This window comes from Microcoleus sp. A006_D1, from assembly GCF_036702805.1.
Lineage (GTDB): Bacteria > Cyanobacteriota > Cyanobacteriia > Cyanobacteriales > Microcoleaceae > Microcoleus.
This window is the reverse complement of sequence record NZ_JAUBVZ010000017.1, coordinates 97,631-113,278: the sequence shown is the minus strand read 5'-3', so window position 1 is coordinate 113,278 and position 15,648 is coordinate 97,631. Positions and strand designations below refer to the sequence as shown.

General features: G+C 47.3%; 15 protein-coding genes. 7 read left to right on the top strand and 8 right to left on the bottom strand.

The window, feature by feature from the left end:
* The first annotated feature begins 410 nt into the window (after positions 1–410).
* Positions 411–1,214 carry a TPM domain-containing protein gene (locus QUB68_RS24295; protein ID WP_332997253.1) on the top strand — a complete coding sequence of 268 codons (804 nt, stop codon included), beginning with the start codon at positions 411–413 and terminating at the stop codon, positions 1,212–1,214.
* A gap of 435 nt (positions 1,215–1,649) precedes the next feature.
* Positions 1,650–2,273 carry a precorrin-8X methylmutase gene (locus tag QUB68_RS24290; RefSeq protein WP_332997251.1) on the top strand — a complete coding sequence of 208 codons (624 nt, stop codon included), beginning with the start codon at positions 1,650–1,652 and terminating at the stop codon, positions 2,271–2,273.
* A gap of 205 nt (positions 2,274–2,478) precedes the next feature.
* Here QUB68_RS24290 and QUB68_RS24285 read toward each other — a convergent pair whose 3' ends face one another.
* The 3 genes from QUB68_RS24285 to QUB68_RS24275 form a co-directional block, all read right to left on the bottom strand.
* Positions 2,479–4,074 carry a hypothetical protein gene (locus QUB68_RS24285; RefSeq protein ID WP_332997250.1) on the bottom strand — a complete coding sequence of 532 codons (1,596 nt, stop codon included), beginning with the start codon at positions 4,072–4,074 and terminating at the stop codon, positions 2,479–2,481.
* Positions 4,061–4,414, bottom strand: coding sequence for a hypothetical protein (locus QUB68_RS24280; protein ID WP_332997248.1), 354 nt, complete (start codon positions 4,412–4,414; stop codon positions 4,061–4,063). The genes QUB68_RS24285 and QUB68_RS24280 overlap by 14 nt, the downstream gene beginning before the upstream one ends.
* A gap of 377 nt (positions 4,415–4,791) precedes the next feature.
* Positions 4,792–8,643 carry a CHAT domain-containing protein gene (locus tag QUB68_RS24275; RefSeq protein WP_332997246.1) on the bottom strand — a complete coding sequence of 1,284 codons (3,852 nt, stop codon included), beginning with the start codon at positions 8,641–8,643 and terminating at the stop codon, positions 4,792–4,794.
* On the opposite strand from QUB68_RS24275, the gene QUB68_RS24270 reads away from it, so the two are divergent.
* A complete protein-coding gene (locus QUB68_RS24270) occupies positions 8,631–8,933 on the top strand; it encodes a hypothetical protein (RefSeq protein WP_332997244.1) in 303 nt (100 codons plus the stop codon). The genes QUB68_RS24275 and QUB68_RS24270 overlap by 13 nt on opposite strands.
* 45 nt (positions 8,934–8,978) lie before the next feature.
* Here QUB68_RS24270 and QUB68_RS24265 read toward each other — a convergent pair whose 3' ends face one another.
* Positions 8,979–9,581, bottom strand: coding sequence for a phosphate ABC transporter permease (locus QUB68_RS24265; protein ID WP_332997242.1), 603 nt, complete (start codon positions 9,579–9,581; stop codon positions 8,979–8,981).
* On the opposite strand from QUB68_RS24265, the gene QUB68_RS24260 reads away from it, so the two are divergent.
* Entirely contained in the window at positions 9,562–9,747 is a 186-nt protein-coding gene (locus QUB68_RS24260) for a hypothetical protein (RefSeq protein ID WP_332997240.1), read from the top strand. The two genes, QUB68_RS24265 and QUB68_RS24260, sit on opposite strands and share 20 nt — an antisense overlap.
* 263 nt (positions 9,748–10,010) lie before the next feature.
* On the opposite strand, the gene dapB is transcribed toward QUB68_RS24260, so the two are convergent.
* Positions 10,011–10,838: a 4-hydroxy-tetrahydrodipicolinate reductase gene (gene dapB / locus QUB68_RS24255; protein ID WP_332997238.1), complete on the bottom strand. Its 828-nt coding sequence runs from the start codon at positions 10,836–10,838 to the stop codon at positions 10,011–10,013.
* Positions 10,839–11,197: 359 nt separating this feature from the next.
* On the opposite strand from dapB, the gene QUB68_RS24250 reads away from it, so the two are divergent.
* From QUB68_RS24250 to QUB68_RS24240, 3 genes are all read left to right on the top strand, one after another.
* On the top strand, positions 11,198–13,666 hold the full coding sequence (locus tag QUB68_RS24250; protein ID WP_332997236.1) for an EAL domain-containing protein: 2,469 nt from the start codon (positions 11,198–11,200) through the stop codon (positions 13,664–13,666).
* A gap of 68 nt (positions 13,667–13,734) precedes the next feature.
* Positions 13,735–14,070 carry a DUF433 domain-containing protein gene (locus tag QUB68_RS24245; RefSeq protein WP_332997234.1) on the top strand — a complete coding sequence of 112 codons (336 nt, stop codon included), beginning with the start codon at positions 13,735–13,737 and terminating at the stop codon, positions 14,068–14,070.
* Positions 14,051–14,374: a DUF5615 family PIN-like protein gene (locus QUB68_RS24240; RefSeq protein ID WP_332997232.1), complete on the top strand. Its 324-nt coding sequence runs from the start codon at positions 14,051–14,053 to the stop codon at positions 14,372–14,374. Before QUB68_RS24245 ends, QUB68_RS24240 begins: the two co-directional genes overlap by 20 nt.
* Positions 14,375–14,588: 214 nt before the next feature.
* On the opposite strand, the gene QUB68_RS24235 is transcribed toward QUB68_RS24240, so the two are convergent.
* From QUB68_RS24235 to QUB68_RS24225, 3 genes are all read right to left on the bottom strand, one after another.
* The gene (locus QUB68_RS24235; RefSeq protein WP_332997230.1) at positions 14,589–14,798 is read right to left on the bottom strand and encodes a hypothetical protein; all 210 of its coding nucleotides are present in this window, start codon (positions 14,796–14,798) and stop codon (positions 14,589–14,591) included.
* A 5-nt stretch (positions 14,799–14,803) separates the two neighbouring features.
* Positions 14,804–15,172 carry a GIY-YIG nuclease family protein gene (locus QUB68_RS24230; protein ID WP_332997228.1) on the bottom strand — a complete coding sequence of 123 codons (369 nt, stop codon included), beginning with the start codon at positions 15,170–15,172 and terminating at the stop codon, positions 14,804–14,806.
* A gap of 232 nt (positions 15,173–15,404) precedes the next feature.
* Positions 15,405–15,648, bottom strand: a 244-nt coding sequence (locus QUB68_RS24225; protein WP_332997226.1) for a hypothetical protein, incomplete at its 5' end; no start/stop codon positions are given.

Here is a 15,648-nt window from a genome sequence, read left to right as displayed (position 1 = left end):
GGAATGGGTAATCGGGAATGGGTAATTGTTTCAGAGACTCGGCGGTTGAAACCGCTCCTTGTCAAACGATGTCCGCCTCCGCGGACTAAGAAATTAACAGAGAGAGTCGGCGGTTGAAACCGCTCCTTGTCAAACGATGTCCGCCTCCGCGGACTAAGAAATTAACAGAGAGAGTCTGCGGTTGAAACCGCTCCTTGTCAAACGATGTCCGCCTCCGCGGACTGAGAAATTAAGGAATATTAAAGCCTGGGTTTGGTATCAAAATTCAACACTCAAAACTATTTCCCCCTTCCCCTTGCTCTCGGCTTCCTGTAAAGTAAATAATTGTAAAGCAAATATGAGTTTTCTCTTATCCTCTGGTTAAGACCGCCAGCTAACATTCACAATTAAGACCCGAATTAGAAGTTCCTATGTCACAGCTTTTCCCGCGCAAATTTCTAGCCTCTGCTGCTGCATTTTTTCTGGCTTTGTCGGTGTGGACGATCGCACCTGCGGCCCATGCTTTCAACAATCCCGATTTGTTGCCCGCAATTCAGACACCGATCATTGATTTGGCTAAAGCCCTTACGGATATTGAAGAAGAGGGACTGGCAAAAAATTTAAACGCCTTTGAAGCCGAAACTGGCTGGAAATTGCGAGTGCTGACTCAGTACGATCGCACGCCCGGTTTGGCTGTCAAAAGTTATTGGGGCTTAGATAAAAAGAGTGTATTGCTAGTTGCTGACCCCCGCGGTGGCAATTTGCTGAATTTTAATGTGGGCGATGCGCTGTATCCGCTGCTGCCGCGCACTTTTTGGGTGGAACTGCAAACCCGCTACGGTAATCAGTTTTTTGTGCGGGACAATGGGGAAGATCGATCGATCATTGAATCTTTGGAGTCGATAGAAGGTTGTTTGCGTAAGGGCGGGTGCAATGTGGTTCCCGGTTTGCCGAGGGAACAGTGGGTGCTGACGTTAATTAGTTCGATCGTTGGCGGTGTGATTTGCGGGTTTGCGGCTCAGCCTCGGAAACCGGGACAGGGTGTGGCTTGGCAGTGGGCGCTGATTTTTTCGCCGCTGTGGGGCATTTTGTTTTTGGCTTTCGGAGTCGGGCCTGTGGTGACTCGGACTTCGGAGTGGTTGCCTTTGGCTCGAAATGTGGCTGGTTTTGCGATCGGGGTTTTGGTGGCATTCCTGACTCCGGTTTTGGGCAAGTCTCCTTCAGAGGAAAGTTAGTTTTTTTAAGAGTCAGTTGGTAGTTGGCAGTTGGCAGTTGGCAGTTGGCAGTTGGCAGTTGACAGTTGGCAGTTGGCAGTAGTCATTAAGTAGGTGGACATACATAAATACAATAATGTCCGAAGAGAGGAACGAAGCAATCGCAGGATTTTGGGATTAGTTCGTTGTCTCGAAGGATAGGAAATATATATGTCCACCTACTTAGTCAGGGCGGGCTGTTTAGGTTCAATTCGCGATCGATGCGACTCTTAGAAACCGGGTTTTTCAGGTTTTCTGGTGGCTAGAACGAAGTATTAATCTGAAAAAACCCGGTTTCTGGGCCCCGTGTTACATCCGTTACATCCGTTACAAAATCCGTTGCCGAACTTCCTTCTGTTATGACTAAAAGCTGGTAAGCTGATACCTAACAATTTACAGGCGACAGCTATCCAACAAATGGAATGGCACGTAAGCGATGCCCAGAGTCTGGGATTAATCGATAACGAAATTGGCGACCACGGCTTTTCGGCGGCGGAGTATGAAATAGTCCGCCGTGTGATCTATGCGACTGCTGATTTTGAGTACAAATCTTTAATTAGTTTTTCCGATCAGGCTTTGCAAGCCGGAGCGGCGGCTTTGGCTGCTCGGACTACGATCGTGGTAGATGTGCCGATGGTGCAGGTGGGCATTACGCCGCTGATCCAAAGTACCTTTGCTAATCCGGTTTACTGTTCGATGGAGGCTTTGACACGCCCTCAAAAAGAACGAACTCGGGCGGCTTGGGGGATTGAAACTTTGGCAAGACGCTATCCTGAAGGGATTTTTGTGGTTGGCGAGGCTCAAACTTCTTTGTCGGCGCTGGTGGATTTGATTGAGGCGGAGGAAATTCGGCCGGCTTTGGTGATTGGGACTCCTTCGGGGTTTGTGGGGGTTGACGTGGCTAAGTCGCGGCTGCACGATTCAATGGTTCCTCATATTCGGATTGAGGGGCGCAAGGGTTCGGCGGTGGTGGCTGTGGCGATTGTTAATGGGTTGGTGGATTTGGCTTGGCAAGCTTACGGCCAAGAGGGTAATAGTTGATGAGGTTTGCTATATGAATTGGGGCGGACACTCACAGGCACCGCCCCTACAGGAATTGGTTTTTTTGCAATTATTATAGAGTGCGATCGGCAATTGCAGCAGATTTGCGCGTTAAGGGCTTTGTTAGGTGCGTCGCTACGAGAAAAGTCAATTTTTTTGAGAGATTTTCGATCGCGACACACCCTACCAATCTGGCTGTCATCTGTCAACGGAAAGGCAGCCGCTGCTTGATTTTGGGTAGGATTTTCTTGAGTTGCCCGATCGCCCATACCGCAATCCACACGCCAAATCCTGCACCGAGGCTAATCAGTAACACGATCATAAATGACGGGATTTCGATGTTGCTTAATGGGAAGTAAAATTTGCGATCGGGCGGGTCTTGTTTGATCAGATAAGGAGCTACGCTGGCTACTATGCCGACAAATCCTAAAGCTGAGCCTACTATTTGAATGGTTGCTTGTAATTCTGCATCGCGATAGGCTTCTTCGATCGCCACTACGCCCCTAATTGCTTCCATCGCCTTGTCTAGCAAGTCGGTGCCGTGTTTGAAATAGCCTAAGTCAAATTTGATTTGTTCGCTGAACCGCGGGCAGGTTTCTTGGCTGAATAATTTTAGGAAGCTCAAGTCAGAATAATTTTTGGTATCCCTATCATTATAAACTGTTTTAGATTTGATGTCAAGACTTATTTGATTTAATTTTTTTTGGTAATTTTTGGCGTTAATGGCGATCGTATTTTGGCGAATTTCCAAATCTATCAGCAACCGAGTATACTTGACAGCGCGGGGAGGCATTTCGATTGTCTTGCGTCGGAGATGTTCTAATTCCTCTTCCTTTAAACCGGCACCCTTCAATTGTTGCTTCTGGGCTGCGTCACCTTGCAAATACTGAAAAGTGTTATCAATATCCAGTGCGATTTTTTCGTATTCCTTGCGGATTTCGGAGTAGTAGGCGCGGCTTTCTTGGTAAGCGCAGATTACTTTGTGGCGGTACAAGCATAAATCCAAAAAGTCGGGGTAGTAAATATCCCAGATATCACTCGTTGTCTGACTATCGAAAAACCAAATCAGAATGTGCCCGAATTCATCTGGGTAGTTGGGATTGCCGTATTCCAGAATTGGACTGCCGAATAATTCGCCTTGACGGTAAAATTCCGGTAAGTCTTCACCAGTAATAAAAGATTTCAGACAATCTTGGCCTAATTTTTTGATATACTGGGAATCTTCCTCTGCTGCTGCTTTTTGTGGTTCGGTTAGCCAAGCGGTAAGCAGTAGAGTTTGACCGAAATAACTGTTAACTGACTTTTTGAGCAAGCAGTTGTCGGGATTGAATTCACGGAAGATGCTAAGATCGACATTGGGTGTGTTAGTGCGATCGGCTTGTTTTTCGGGGACGCGCAGGTTGAGTCCTAAAGCGTAACTGTCCGAAATCCGCAGCGGTTGGGCAAATCCGGTGAGGGAAATCTGCTGGTTGTCGTGTTTGATTTGTTTGGCTAAAGGTAGGAAATCGAGATTGTTGACAGCAGCTTCGATAATCAGGTTGACGCGGGTGCCTGGAGGTTGGGTTGTTCTGTTGTATAGTAAGTTTGTCTGGTTAAATTTCGCATCAATGTTGAGTTTGTTTTGCAGTATTTCGTTACATTGTTCCCAAAGGCGATCGGGATTTATACGGGAATTTGAGGTTGGTGGTAGGGCTGTTTGTTGGGAGTTTGCAGGGGAATTTGAGCCTGATGATAGCGTATCCCAGACGTGGAAGGCGAATAGATGAACGTTTGGGGCGTATACTTGGTTATCTGGATTCATTACTTGTATCGGCAGTAGTTATCGCGCCTGGTTTTTGTGCTTTTTTGTAAGCATCCATGATAATATCAGGTATGGTTTTGGTGAGATTTTCTAGCGGTTCTAGGGTACTTGGAAGGGGCTTGCCTGGGGTGACTTCTCGCACGCTGCGTCTTAATTCATCTCCCAGATTGTTCTCGGCACACCATTGGCTGATAATCATAGCAATGGGAAATAACTCATCATCTGCCGATGCTATTTCTGTTGCTAATTTTGGTAAATTTTCCCATGCTACATCGCTGAAAGTGCTCTGGTTTTCAGATAGCCATTTCAACAAGACAGCAATAATTTGGTCAGCATCCATAATCCAATCCTCCGTAAATAAAATACTTAAACAGGTTCGTAGTTAAAACTTTAGTCCCATTGGTGTCTACAACCAGCCTGAAAACTTTTGTATCTCTTGTTTAGACGCGAGACCAGATCCCCCTAAATCCCCCTTAAGAAGGGGGACTTTGAGAATCCTCTTGTCCCCCCCTTCTTAAGGGGGGCTAGGGGGGATCTGGCCTTAATCGCCAAACAGCAATCTATGACTACGTTTGACCTTAAGTTGATACCAATGCTTTAGTCCTTCTTCCAGGTTCGTAGTGAGGAATGCAAGTCCTTCTTCCCAAAGCCTCAAAGGACTTGCATTCCCTAATACGAACCTATGCTGATATTTTACCTTAAATTTTGTGTTTTCAGCTAATATCCCGTAGCGCAGAATGCCGCCCAATACCACGGCTGACAGAATGGCTGTTTCTCTGTCGATGCCGTTAACCACAGTTGGGAAGATTGTAGGAATTTTTTATCAAAATTTAACAATTTCATCCAAACCATAAAATCCTCGCGGGTGACGGCGCGCATCCAGTTTTGCGTGGCGTTTAAGGCGACGGCTACTGAAATTTTTGGTTGCAATTCTTGGTAAAACTTGATCATGAATATTGCTGTGGCAAAATCATCAACTTTCCATAATGTGCTGACTACACTCATACTCCCAGCATACAGGAAGCCGCTGGGTAAACCAATGTATTCGTCTGTCATTGCTGTTGAGTCGGTTAACCCGGTTTCGCAGGCGGAGAGTGTGACGAGATTGCACTGGGGTAACTCTAAATTGGCAAAGATTTCTTGCAAGGTGAGGCATTTTTCAGGGATGACTGTTTTGCCGCTTCGCATTGTGACATAGCGGGGAGTTTCGGGCATATCCTCTTGAAGCCCCCCCTTACCAAGGGGGGGTTGGGGGGGGTTAATTTCTAAATTTGTCTCAATCCCATTCTCTTGAAGCCCCCCCTTACCAAGGGGGGGTTGGGGGGGGTTAATTTCGGGGATTTGCGACGGGTTAATTTCTGAATCTGTCTCGATGGAACCGGCTAGGGCTAATAAGGATAGCAGCGGATAGTCAAAGTTGAATACTCCGTGGCAGGAAAAGTGGATGTAGCTGGCATTTGAGAGGTTTTTGACGTTTTCGTTAAAGGCGATTTTGGTGGCTTGGTTTTTGATTAAGATGTCGTGGGGATTGAATCTTTGTTTGATGGTTTCTACTTCCATGTCGGCGTTTGCTAAGTCTTCGGTGGGATTCTGAATGGCAAATAATGGCTGCAATTCGGGGAGGATTGATGGGCGGGTTTTGAGGCGGTTTTGGACGAGTTGTAATAGTTGCAAGCTGGGGGCATATTTTACTCCGTTGGGGAAGCAGTCTAGGAGGTTTCCGCAAAACATTGTTTCTTCGGTGAAGCGGGTTTGTGAGGTGAATGGTAGGGCGTGGAGGGGGAATAGGTGCAGGTAGCGGTGGGGGATGAGGATTAGTTGATTGCAAGTGTCTGGGATTTGGGCGACTATTTCGTTGAGGCGCAGGATTTGGGAGAGTTTTTGCAGTTTTTCGGGTAGGGTTTTTTGCCAGGTGAGGTTGGTTTTTTTGTCGCCTCGGTATTCGTCTAGATATTCGTTTTTCCAGGTTTCTAATTCGGTTGTTTGGGCGGTGGTTATTTGGATTTGATCTATTTTGTTGTGGGTGATGATGAAGACTGATCCACCCCAGCCCCCCTTAAGAAGGGGGGAGTTAGAGTTGCCGATGTACCATTCTATAATGGCGGTTTTTTTGTCTAATGTTTGCTGGAATTCGGCGATGTTTAGGGGCTCGACTTTTTGGGTTAGCTGGAATTCTGGTTCGCGCTGTTTGAAGGGTTCGAGGAATTGGGCTAGTTGTTGTAATGCTGTTGCTAAGTTGGCTGTTTGTTGTTGTTGTGATTCGGGGGTGAGGGTGCGGGTTTGGGTTGTGCGTTGTGTGTCGGAGTCTTCGGGAACCCCCCCCGGCCCCCCCTTGGTAAGGGGGGGAGTTGGAGTTGGAGTTGGAGGGGGAGTTGATGATTCTGTTTCTAGGGATTGTTGGATGGCGGCGATTTGGCGGCGCAGGTTTCTGAGTTGTTGTTTTTCGGATTCGGTGGCGGTTTTGGGATAGATTTCGCTGTTGGTGAAGAGTTCGACTAGGTAGCGGGATTTGCTGCGTTCTACGGTTTGGACTGCTTTGTGATATTGTTGGTGGTTGATGCAGGATTGCATCATTTTTTCGTAGACGTTGAGATTTTCGCCGATGATTTCGCGTTTGCGGTTTTCGGAGGCAATCCACTCGCGGGTTTGTTCGACTGCTTCGATGGCTTTTTCGTAGCCGAAGATGGCTGTTTCCCACAAACTTTCATCAAATCCTAAATTGCCTAAGTTTCGGCCTGTTTGCAGACAGTCAAGGGGTAAGGTGGTAGGAGTACGAACTTCTAACGCTGCTTTAAAATATTTTATTGCTTCGGGAATAAGTCCTTTTTTCTGGTAAGGTTCTCCCAAATTATTTTGAGTCATTGCCCATCTTTCGGGAAAAGCTGGGCGGGTGTAAACTTGTAAAGCAGCTTCATAAAAGGTGATCGCCCTTTCTAAATTATCACCTTTGTCTCCCTTAATTCTGTCACTGTAAGCAGCACCTAGACAAATTTGAGTGTCTGCCCAATTTTGGGGAAAAGCGGCGCGGGTACGAACTAATAATGCTTCTTGATAACAGGCGATCGCCCTTTCGATATTCTCCGCCCTGTCTTCCCTGATTCTGGCTTTGTAAGCAGTTCCTAAATTATTTTCAGTCATTGCCCAATCTTGGGGAAAAGCGGCGCGGGTGTAAACTAATAATGCTGCTTCATAACAGGCGATCGCCCTTTCTAAATTATCACCTTTGTCTCCCTTGATTCTGTCACTGTAAGCAATTGCTAAATTATTTTGAGTCATTGCCCATTGTTCGGGAAAAGCGGCGCGGGTACGAACTAATAATGCTTCTTGATAACAGGCGATCGCCTTTTCGATATTCTCCGCCCTGTCTTCCCTGATTCTGTCACTGTAAGCAGTTGCTAAATTATTTTGAGTCGCTGCCCAATCTTGGGGAAAAGCGGCGCGAGTGTAAACTAATAAAGCCAAATTATAAGCTGCGATCGCCTTTTCGATATTCTCCGCCCTGTCTTCCTTGATTCTGTTACTGTAAGCAATTGCTAAATTATTTTGAGTTATTGCCCAATCTTGGGGAAAAGCGGCGCGCGTACGAACTAATAAAGCCAAATTATAAGCTGCGATCGCCCTTTCTAAATTATCACCCCTGTCTCCCTGAATTCTCTGGCTGTAAGCAGCAGCCAAATTATTTTGAGTCATTGCCCATTTTTCGGGAAAAGCTGGGCGGGTGAGAACTTGTAAAGCTGCTTCATAAAAGGCGATCGCCTTTTCTAAATTATCACCCCTGTCTCCCTTGATTCTGTCACTGTAAGCAATTGCCAAATTATTTTGAGTCAGTGCCCAATCTTGAGGAAAAGCTTCGCGGGTGTGAACTTGTAAAGCTGCTTCAAAAAAGGCGATCGCCCTTTCTAGATTATCACCCCTGTCTCCCTGGATTCTCTGGCTGTAAGCAGCAGCCAAATTATTTTGAGTTATTGCCCATTTTTCGGGAAAAGCTTGGCGGGTGTAAACTTGTAAAGCTGCTTCAAAAAATGCGATCGCCCTTTCTAAATTATCACCCCTGTCTCCCTGGATTCTCTGGCTGTAAGCAGCAGCCAAATTATTTTGAGTCATTGCCCATTTTTCGGGAAAAGCTGGGCGGGTGTAAACTTGTAAAGCTGCTTCATAAAATGCGATCGCCCTTTCTAAATTATCACCCCTGTCTCCCTTGATTCTGTTTCTGTAAGCAATACCTAGACTATTTTGATTTATTGCCCAATCTTCTGGGTAAGCTGCGCGGGTAAAAATAGTTAATCCTATATCCAGACAAGCAATCGCAATCTCTATGTTGCTTCTCCGACTGCCTTGCTGAAGACTTGAAAATTTTAGATTTAAATTGTATAAAATATTGGCACGACTTTCTGCTTTGTCTGCATCCAAGTTGGGCAGAGTTTCTGTTGCCCACTCTCGCAAATATTCGGCAAAATCATTGTCTAATAATTCTATATTGGCTTGCAGGATGGCGGTTCGTTCTTCCCTGGGGCAGGTGAGGAGAGATTCAATTAGGGTGAGATAGGCTTGGTGGCGTGGTTGGTTCATTTTTGGGCTACCCATGTTTGTTGGATTTTACATCTTTTGTGGGGGGAAATGCAAGATTGGCAGCGGATTTTGTAGCGGATGTAACGGATGAATTGGGGGTTGGTTGCGGATGTTGTGGGGGTGCGCGGTTGGTGGCTGGGGTTTGGGGAAGCCTTCTGGGTGGGTTTCGGGGGTTGAAGAAACCGGGTTTTTATGGGGATTTAGGATTGTTTGCAAGTATTTGGGAGAAAAACCCGGTTTCTGGGTGGGTGGCTGGGGTTTGGAGAAACCGGGTTTTTATCGAGATTTAGGATTGTTTGCAAGTATTTGGGATAAAAACCCGGTTTCTACACACTTTAGTAATCGGCGGTTCGTCTTTTTACATCTCTGCTTTGATTATCAGTATCCCGCCCTTTTTTCTGTCTACCTTTTTTAATTTGCTGACTCATCTCGACAAACAAATCTTTGCGTAAATAAGGATAATCGCTCACCCACACTTCGCGGCTGGGAATGTAAATATCTGAAACTTTGGCAATTCTGCCCAAATCTTCTTGATTTGACATGATTAACATTAAAGCAGCTTGGCCGGGGACAATTCCCTGATGATTTTTCTGCAATGGCGCTTTGAGTGTAGTCGTAAATCCGGTTTTGTCGCCAACTTCTAAGTTGATTCGCGGTTCTAAGTTGTCTACAATTACGAGTTGTCCTTTTTGATTTACTGTTTCTTCTTGACTTGTGACTTCATCTGTGATGTAAATGTCCAAAACTCGTCCTTGCCAAAAACCACAATATTTATATTTGCGACATTCTGCATTCCGCAAACTGGCCCAGAAAATTGGGCCCCACAGCCAGTACAAACCTGCCATCAATCCGGTAATTAAAACTAGCGGCCCGACATCGGAACCTGCAAAGTTGTAGACTACCAGCAGGAGAACTACGGTGACTGCTGAAATTAACATTCGCCTTAAGAAATCTGGCGGTTTTCCCCAGATATATTTGTATTGTGCTCCGGTGGCGACGGCGGGTATTAGTTCTTTGAAGGTTTCTTGGGTTAGGGGAATTAGCATAGGAAGTTCGGCAACGGATTTTTTAACGGATTTAACGGATGTAACGGATGTCAGCTAATTAACTGTAGGGTGCGGAGCGGGGGAAAGTTATTAGTCTGTTGTTAAAATATTTAGCCCGCTCCGCACCCTACAATAACTACAATAACTCGATCCCCCCTAGCCCCCCGAAAGCAAGGGGGGGACAAGATTCTGATCAAAGTCCCCCTTGCTTTCGGGGGATTTAGGGGGATCTAGACTTGGCAATCAGCGAGATTAATCAAAGGTTTAAGGCGATTGTTGAAACTAATGACTACTGACTAATGACTAATGACTAATGACTAATTACAAGATTTTTTCCAATCCGTAAACGAGCGATCGCAATTCCAGCACTTTCCGTATAGATAACAGAACTCCGGGCATATAACAAGCTCGATCGCTCGTATCGTGTCGCAGAGTATAAACTTGACCCTCGCCGCCAAAAATTACCTCTTGATGGGCAATTAAACCAGGTAAACGGATGCTGTGAATGCGAATCCCTTCATCCGCCACCGAGCCCCGAGCTCCGGCTAATTTTTCGGTTTCCTCAACTTCGGGCACATTGAAAGTTTTCCCCATTTCTGCTAACATTTGGGCAGTTTGAATCGCCGTGCCGCTGGGAGCGTCGGCTTTTTGATTGTGGTGCAGCTCGATAATTTCTACGTGTTCAAAATACTGAGATGCCGTGACGGCCGCTTGTTGGAGCAGAACCATGCCGATCGAGAAATTGGGTATAATCAAACAGCCGATGCTGGCTTTGTCAGCGAATTCTGCTAAGTTTTCAATTTGCTTGCTGCTCAAACCAGTAGTCCCAACTACCGGGCGAATTCCATAAGCTATAGCCGATCGCACATTTTCGTAAACTGACTTTGGGTGCGTAAAATCTACCATCACGCCCAATTGCTTTTCTTGAGCTGCTAATACCAGCATTCCTTGCAAGTCGTCAGTCACGGGAACTTCTAACGGGCCGCATCCGGCTAATTCCCCTGCATCGACGTGCAACGACTCAGGAGAGCGGTCTACAGCCCCAAATAAGATTAGGTCATCAGTTTTGGCGATCGCCTTAATTACTTCGCGGCCCATCTTGCCGCCAGCACCGTTAACAATCACCGGAATCGGAAGTTGATTCGCCATAATCCCAAAAATATCCTGAAAGTTCGATCGACTAAATTTTAACGCTTGTGGGAATTTGGGGAAACCGGGGAATAAAACACAGGAATTGTCAGCAAATCTTCAGCAACCCAGTTTCCCATCCGAGAAATATGGGAGCAAAATCGAGTAATTACCTTAAATAAACTCGGTTTGGGCCCAAATTCTGAAAAAATTACACTCAATCTCATAATAAGCTCAATTCTGTGGGAATAGACTTGGGCTTGGCGAATTTGCACCCATATATTTTTTTTGTGACTGCCAAATTCTCTCGAAATCTTCGTTGTGTAATGTCTGTCGCAACTGGCCTCAACCTGAGTTCTCGATGCCGGCGGGTCAGGATTTTGCCTGCAATACTTGCGGGCGCGACTGTAACGCTGCTGAATATGGGAGTTCAGCGGTTAGGAGGCTTCCAAAGCTGGGAACTGGGGAGTTTTGACTCGTTAGTACGCTCCCAGCCAGATCCCGGCCCCGATCCGCGACTGCTGGTAGTGGGAATTTCTGAGGCGGATATTCAAGCTTTGGGGAGATTTCCAATTTCCGACGGGGCGATCGCCCAAACCTTGACAAAATTGCAAAAGTACCAGCCAAAAGTCATCGGTTTGGACTTGTACCGGGATTTGCCCCAAGCACCGGGACACCAAGAATTGCTGGCCGCGCTCAAAGCGCCGAATGTAGTGGCGATCGCCAAAATGAGCGATTCTGAAAATCCGGGAGTGCCTGCGCCGCCGGGGATACCGCCGGATCGGGTCGGTTTTAACGACTTCGTGCTCGACACTGACGGCGTGGTGCGCCGCAATTTGCTCTCAGTCTCGCAACCAGACAAGAAAACTGCTTCCTCGTTTTCTTTGCAAGTAGCTTTGCTGTATCTCAAAGACAGAGTGCAGCAGAAAAATAGCCCTGTCAATCCCCACCAAATCAACTGGGGCAAAGCAGAATTTGTGCCTTTAAAATCTGACAGCGGCGGCTATGCAAATATTGACGCTAAAGGCTATCAAATTCTGCTCAAATACCGTTCTGGGAAGCAGGTGGCGCGACAAGTCAGTATCAGGCAGGTATTGAACGGGGAAATTGACCCAAGCTGGGTAAAGGACAAGATTGTGCTGATCGGGACGACGGCGCCGAGTAGCAGAGATTTGTTTCTGACGCCCTACAGTCCCGCGCAAAAGCAAAGTCCGAAAATGCCGGGGGTGCTGCTGCACGCGCAAATGCTCAGCCAAATATTGAGTGCGGTTTTGCAGGGGCGATCGCTATTTTGGGTGTGGCCCGAATGGGCAGAAATGTTGTGGAACGGTGCTTGGGCGATGCTGGGCGGGGTTGTGGCTTGGCGTATTGTACACCCGGCGAGGGCGGGATTGGTGGGGGGTGCGGCATTGATGGGGCTGTTCGGGATGAGTTTTGTGATTTTTAGTCTCGGTGGATGGGTGCCGCTGGTGTCGCCGGCTTTGAGTTTGGTGGTGACTGGTGTGGGCGTCAGCGCTTACAGGAAGCTTTACGATGCTTTTCACGACTCTCTGACGGGTTTGCCGAACCGGGATTTGTTTGTACAGTCCTTGGGCCGGGCGATCGCCAATACTAGGAGCCACAGCAGCTATCTGTTTGCCGTGCTGTTTCTGGATTTAGACCGCTTTAAGGTGATTAATGATTCTTTGGGTCATTTGGTGGGGGATGAACTGCTGAGGGCCGTGGTGCTGCGGTTGAGGGCAAGTATTGGTGGCGCGGATACTGTGGCGCGGGTGGGGGGCGACGATTTTGCGATTTTGGTGAGGAATGTGGATGTTGCGAGTGCGGTGGATTTGGCCGATCGCATTCACCAAGCTTTAATTGTGCCTTTTGAGTTAAGAGGGCAGGAAGTATTTGTCACCGCCAGCATCGGCATTGCGGTGGGCGGCGAACCGGCTGCCGCCGCCCGGGAACAGCCGGAACACTTGCTCAGGGACGCTCACACGGCGATGTACCGGGCGAAGGCTTTGGGAACCGGAAGGTATCAGGTGTTTAATGCTTCGATGCACGATTTGGCCGTGGAGAGGTTGCGGTTGGAGACGGATTTGCGGATGGCCGTGAAGCGCCGGGAGTTTTTGCTGCACTACCAGCCGTTTGTGTGTTTGGCAAGCGGGAGGATTATTGGGTTTGAGGCTTTGGTGCGCTGGCAGCACCCGCAGCGGGGTTTGATTTCGCCGGTCAAGTTTATTCCGGTGGCTGAGGAAACAGGGGCAATTGTGCCGCTGGGCGAGTGGGTGCTGGAGGAGGCTTGCCGGCAGTTGCGGCTGTGGGAGGGAATGTTTGATTTCGATCGCCCTTTGATTATGAGTGTAAATTTGTCGGGGAAGCAGTTTGCTCAGCCGGATTTGGTCGATCGCATTCAGGCTATTTTGGCGGCAACGGGTTTGAATGCCGAGAGTTTGAAGTTGGAGATTACTGAGAGTGTGGTGATGGATGATGTGGAGTCGGCGATCGCGGTTTTAAAGCACATGAAAGCGTTAAATGTCAAGTTAGGAATTGATGATTTTGGGACTGGTTATTCGTCGTTGAGTTATTTGAGTCGGTTTCCTACGGATACTTTGAAGGTTGATAAGTCGTTTGTGGGGCGGATGGAACTCGAAAGTGAGGGAGAGAATGTGGCGATCGTGCGGACGATTGTCACGCTGGCTCACGCTTTGGGGATGGATGTGATTGCTGAGGGTGTGGAGACGGCGGCACAATTAAGTAGGTTAAGGGCGATCGGCTGCGAATACGGCCAAGGTTATTTTTTTGCTAAGCCCTTACCGAGCGAAGATGCGACTGCTTTGATGGCTTCCGAGCCGCAGTGGTAAGGATTGAAATTTGAGGTGATGCCTAAAAGTTTTATCATAGATAGTAGCTGGAATTTTGAGGACATTCTATGACAGCAGTTATTTCTGAACATATTGAAATTACTCCCGGAGTGTGCGGTGGCAAACCCCGCATTGCTGGACATCGGATTAGGGTTCAAGATGTGGTCATTTGGCACGAAAAAATGGGTATGTCTCCTGATGAAATTGTGTCGCGGTATCCCACAATCACCTTAGCGGATGTATATGCAGCATTGGCTTATTACCACGACCATTTTGAGGAAATCCGGCAACAAATACGAGACAGTGAAGCTTTTGTGCAGGAATTGCAAGCAAAAATTCCTTCCAAGGTGCAACAGAAATTAAGAGGGCAGAATCTTGGAAAAGATGCGATTTCACCTGGATGAGCAAGTCGAACGGGCGATCGCTGAAGCTTTGAGAAGGCGTGGTATTAATCTCACTACTACACCAGAAGCAGCACTTTTAGGTGCAGTTGATGAAGAACAATTAGCTTTCGCAATTTCTCAACAGCGAGTAATATTTACCCGGGATGACGATTTTTTAGCATTTCATCAGCATGGTGTAGAACACTATGGTCTTGTTTACTGTCACCAAAACAGTCGGTCAATCGGTGAAATTGTGCGAGGATTGATTTTGATTTGGGAGGTACTGGAACCGTCGGATATGCAGAATCATATAGAGTTTATTTGAACAAAAGATCGCTCTTTTTTGATAAACATAAATAACAAGCGATCGACCTTTCATGTCAAAAAGAGCGTTAGCGAAGCCCTCGAAGAGGATCGCCCTTCCCTGAGAAAAAGTAGTAAAGGGCGATCGACCTTTCGATGCTAAAAGTGCGTTAGCGAAGCTTGCAGAAGAGGATCGACCTCTCCATCCCCATTCATGCGATCGGATTGGACGATCGCTAATCGAGCTTGGGCTTGCAATCGGCAAAGGATAGAGCCTCTTCATCCAGATAGCCTGCGATCGCCATTTCAATTACTGCCCAAACTGGATAGTTCATGGTTTTAGCGCGCATGAATAGTCCTTTACGAATGGTTTCGGGTAATCCTTCTAGAAATATTTGTGCTAATTCAGGTGACAGATGTCCAGTAATCACAGGTTGAGTTTGCATCTTCGTTAGTCCCTCGCTGGAATTTTCACATTATAGGGTGGGTGAATCGCTTGAATGATTAGGCTTTCTAACTCTGATGATAGCTGAATCCATTGAGTAAAATCTAATTGGTAAAAGGCGATGCGGATGTCTGTGACTTTCAATTCTTCAATGAATGCCCAAAGTAAGGCTTTGTGGCCACCTCGAAAGCGATCGCGTAATGTTCTAGTTTTCCCAATGTAGAGGATTCCAAGGGTGCGATGTTTGACGGCGTAGATACCAGCGGCCATCGGAAGTTCTCTACATTCTTTAGTAACAGCTATACAATCCTGAAAAGGAATGGATGCAAGAGTATGCAGTATGGCTTCGGCTTCTTGCTGGATGGATTCAGGCATAGAAGTGGGAAAATTGGCAGTTTTTTAATCGTACAGCACGATCGCCCTCTCGATTTCACAAAGGGCGATCGACCTTTTCATACCAAAAAGAGCGATAGCCCTTCGCGCGTGAAAAAGTAGTTAAGGGATCTCGACTTTTGGATGCAAAAAGTGCGATCGCCCGCCACCCGTGAAAAAGTCGTAAAGGGCGATCGACCTTTGGATGGTAAAGAGGGCGATCGCCCGTCGCCCGTTAAAAAGTCGTAAAGGGCGATCGACCGGCACGATGCAAAAAGTGCGATCGCCCGCCGCCCGTGAAAAAGTTGTTAAGGGCGATCGACCGGCACGATACTAAAAGAGCGATCGCCCTTGATTGTGAAAAAGTCGTAAAGGGCGATCGACCGGCACGATGCAAAAAGTGCGATCGCCCGTCGCCCGTGAAAAAATCGTCAAGGGCGATCGACCGGCACGATGCCAAAAGAGCGATCGCCCGTCGC

Bases quoted from the DNA above. Each gene is read 5' to 3' on its own strand.
- dapB (WP_332997238.1), bottom strand. From the start codon at position 10,838: ATGGCGAATCAACTTCCGATTCCGGTGATTGTTAACGGTGCTGGCGGC.
- QUB68_RS24280 (WP_332997248.1), bottom strand. From the start codon at position 4,414: ATGGATGCTGACCAAATTATTGCTGTCTTGTTGAAATGGCTATCTGAA.
- QUB68_RS24290 (WP_332997251.1), top strand. From the start codon at position 1,650: ATGGAATGGCACGTAAGCGATGCCCAGAGTCTGGGATTAATCGATAAC.
- QUB68_RS24295 (WP_332997253.1), top strand. From the start codon at position 411: ATGTCACAGCTTTTCCCGCGCAAATTTCTAGCCTCTGCTGCTGCATTT.
- QUB68_RS24230 (WP_332997228.1), bottom strand. From the start codon at position 15,172: ATGCCTGAATCCATCCAGCAAGAAGCCGAAGCCATACTGCATACTCTT.
- QUB68_RS24235 (WP_332997230.1), bottom strand. From the start codon at position 14,798: ATGCAAACTCAACCTGTGATTACTGGACATCTGTCACCTGAATTAGCA.
- QUB68_RS24275 (WP_332997246.1), bottom strand. From the start codon at position 8,643: ATGAACCAACCACGCCACCAAGCCTATCTCACCCTAATTGAATCTCTC.
- QUB68_RS24240 (WP_332997232.1), top strand. From the start codon at position 14,051: ATGCGATTTCACCTGGATGAGCAAGTCGAACGGGCGATCGCTGAAGCT.
- QUB68_RS24265 (WP_332997242.1), bottom strand. From the start codon at position 9,581: ATGTTAATTTCAGCAGTCACCGTAGTTCTCCTGCTGGTAGTCTACAAC.
- QUB68_RS24245 (WP_332997234.1), top strand. From the start codon at position 13,735: ATGACAGCAGTTATTTCTGAACATATTGAAATTACTCCCGGAGTGTGC.
- QUB68_RS24285 (WP_332997250.1), bottom strand. From the start codon at position 4,074: ATGAATCCAGATAACCAAGTATACGCCCCAAACGTTCATCTATTCGCC.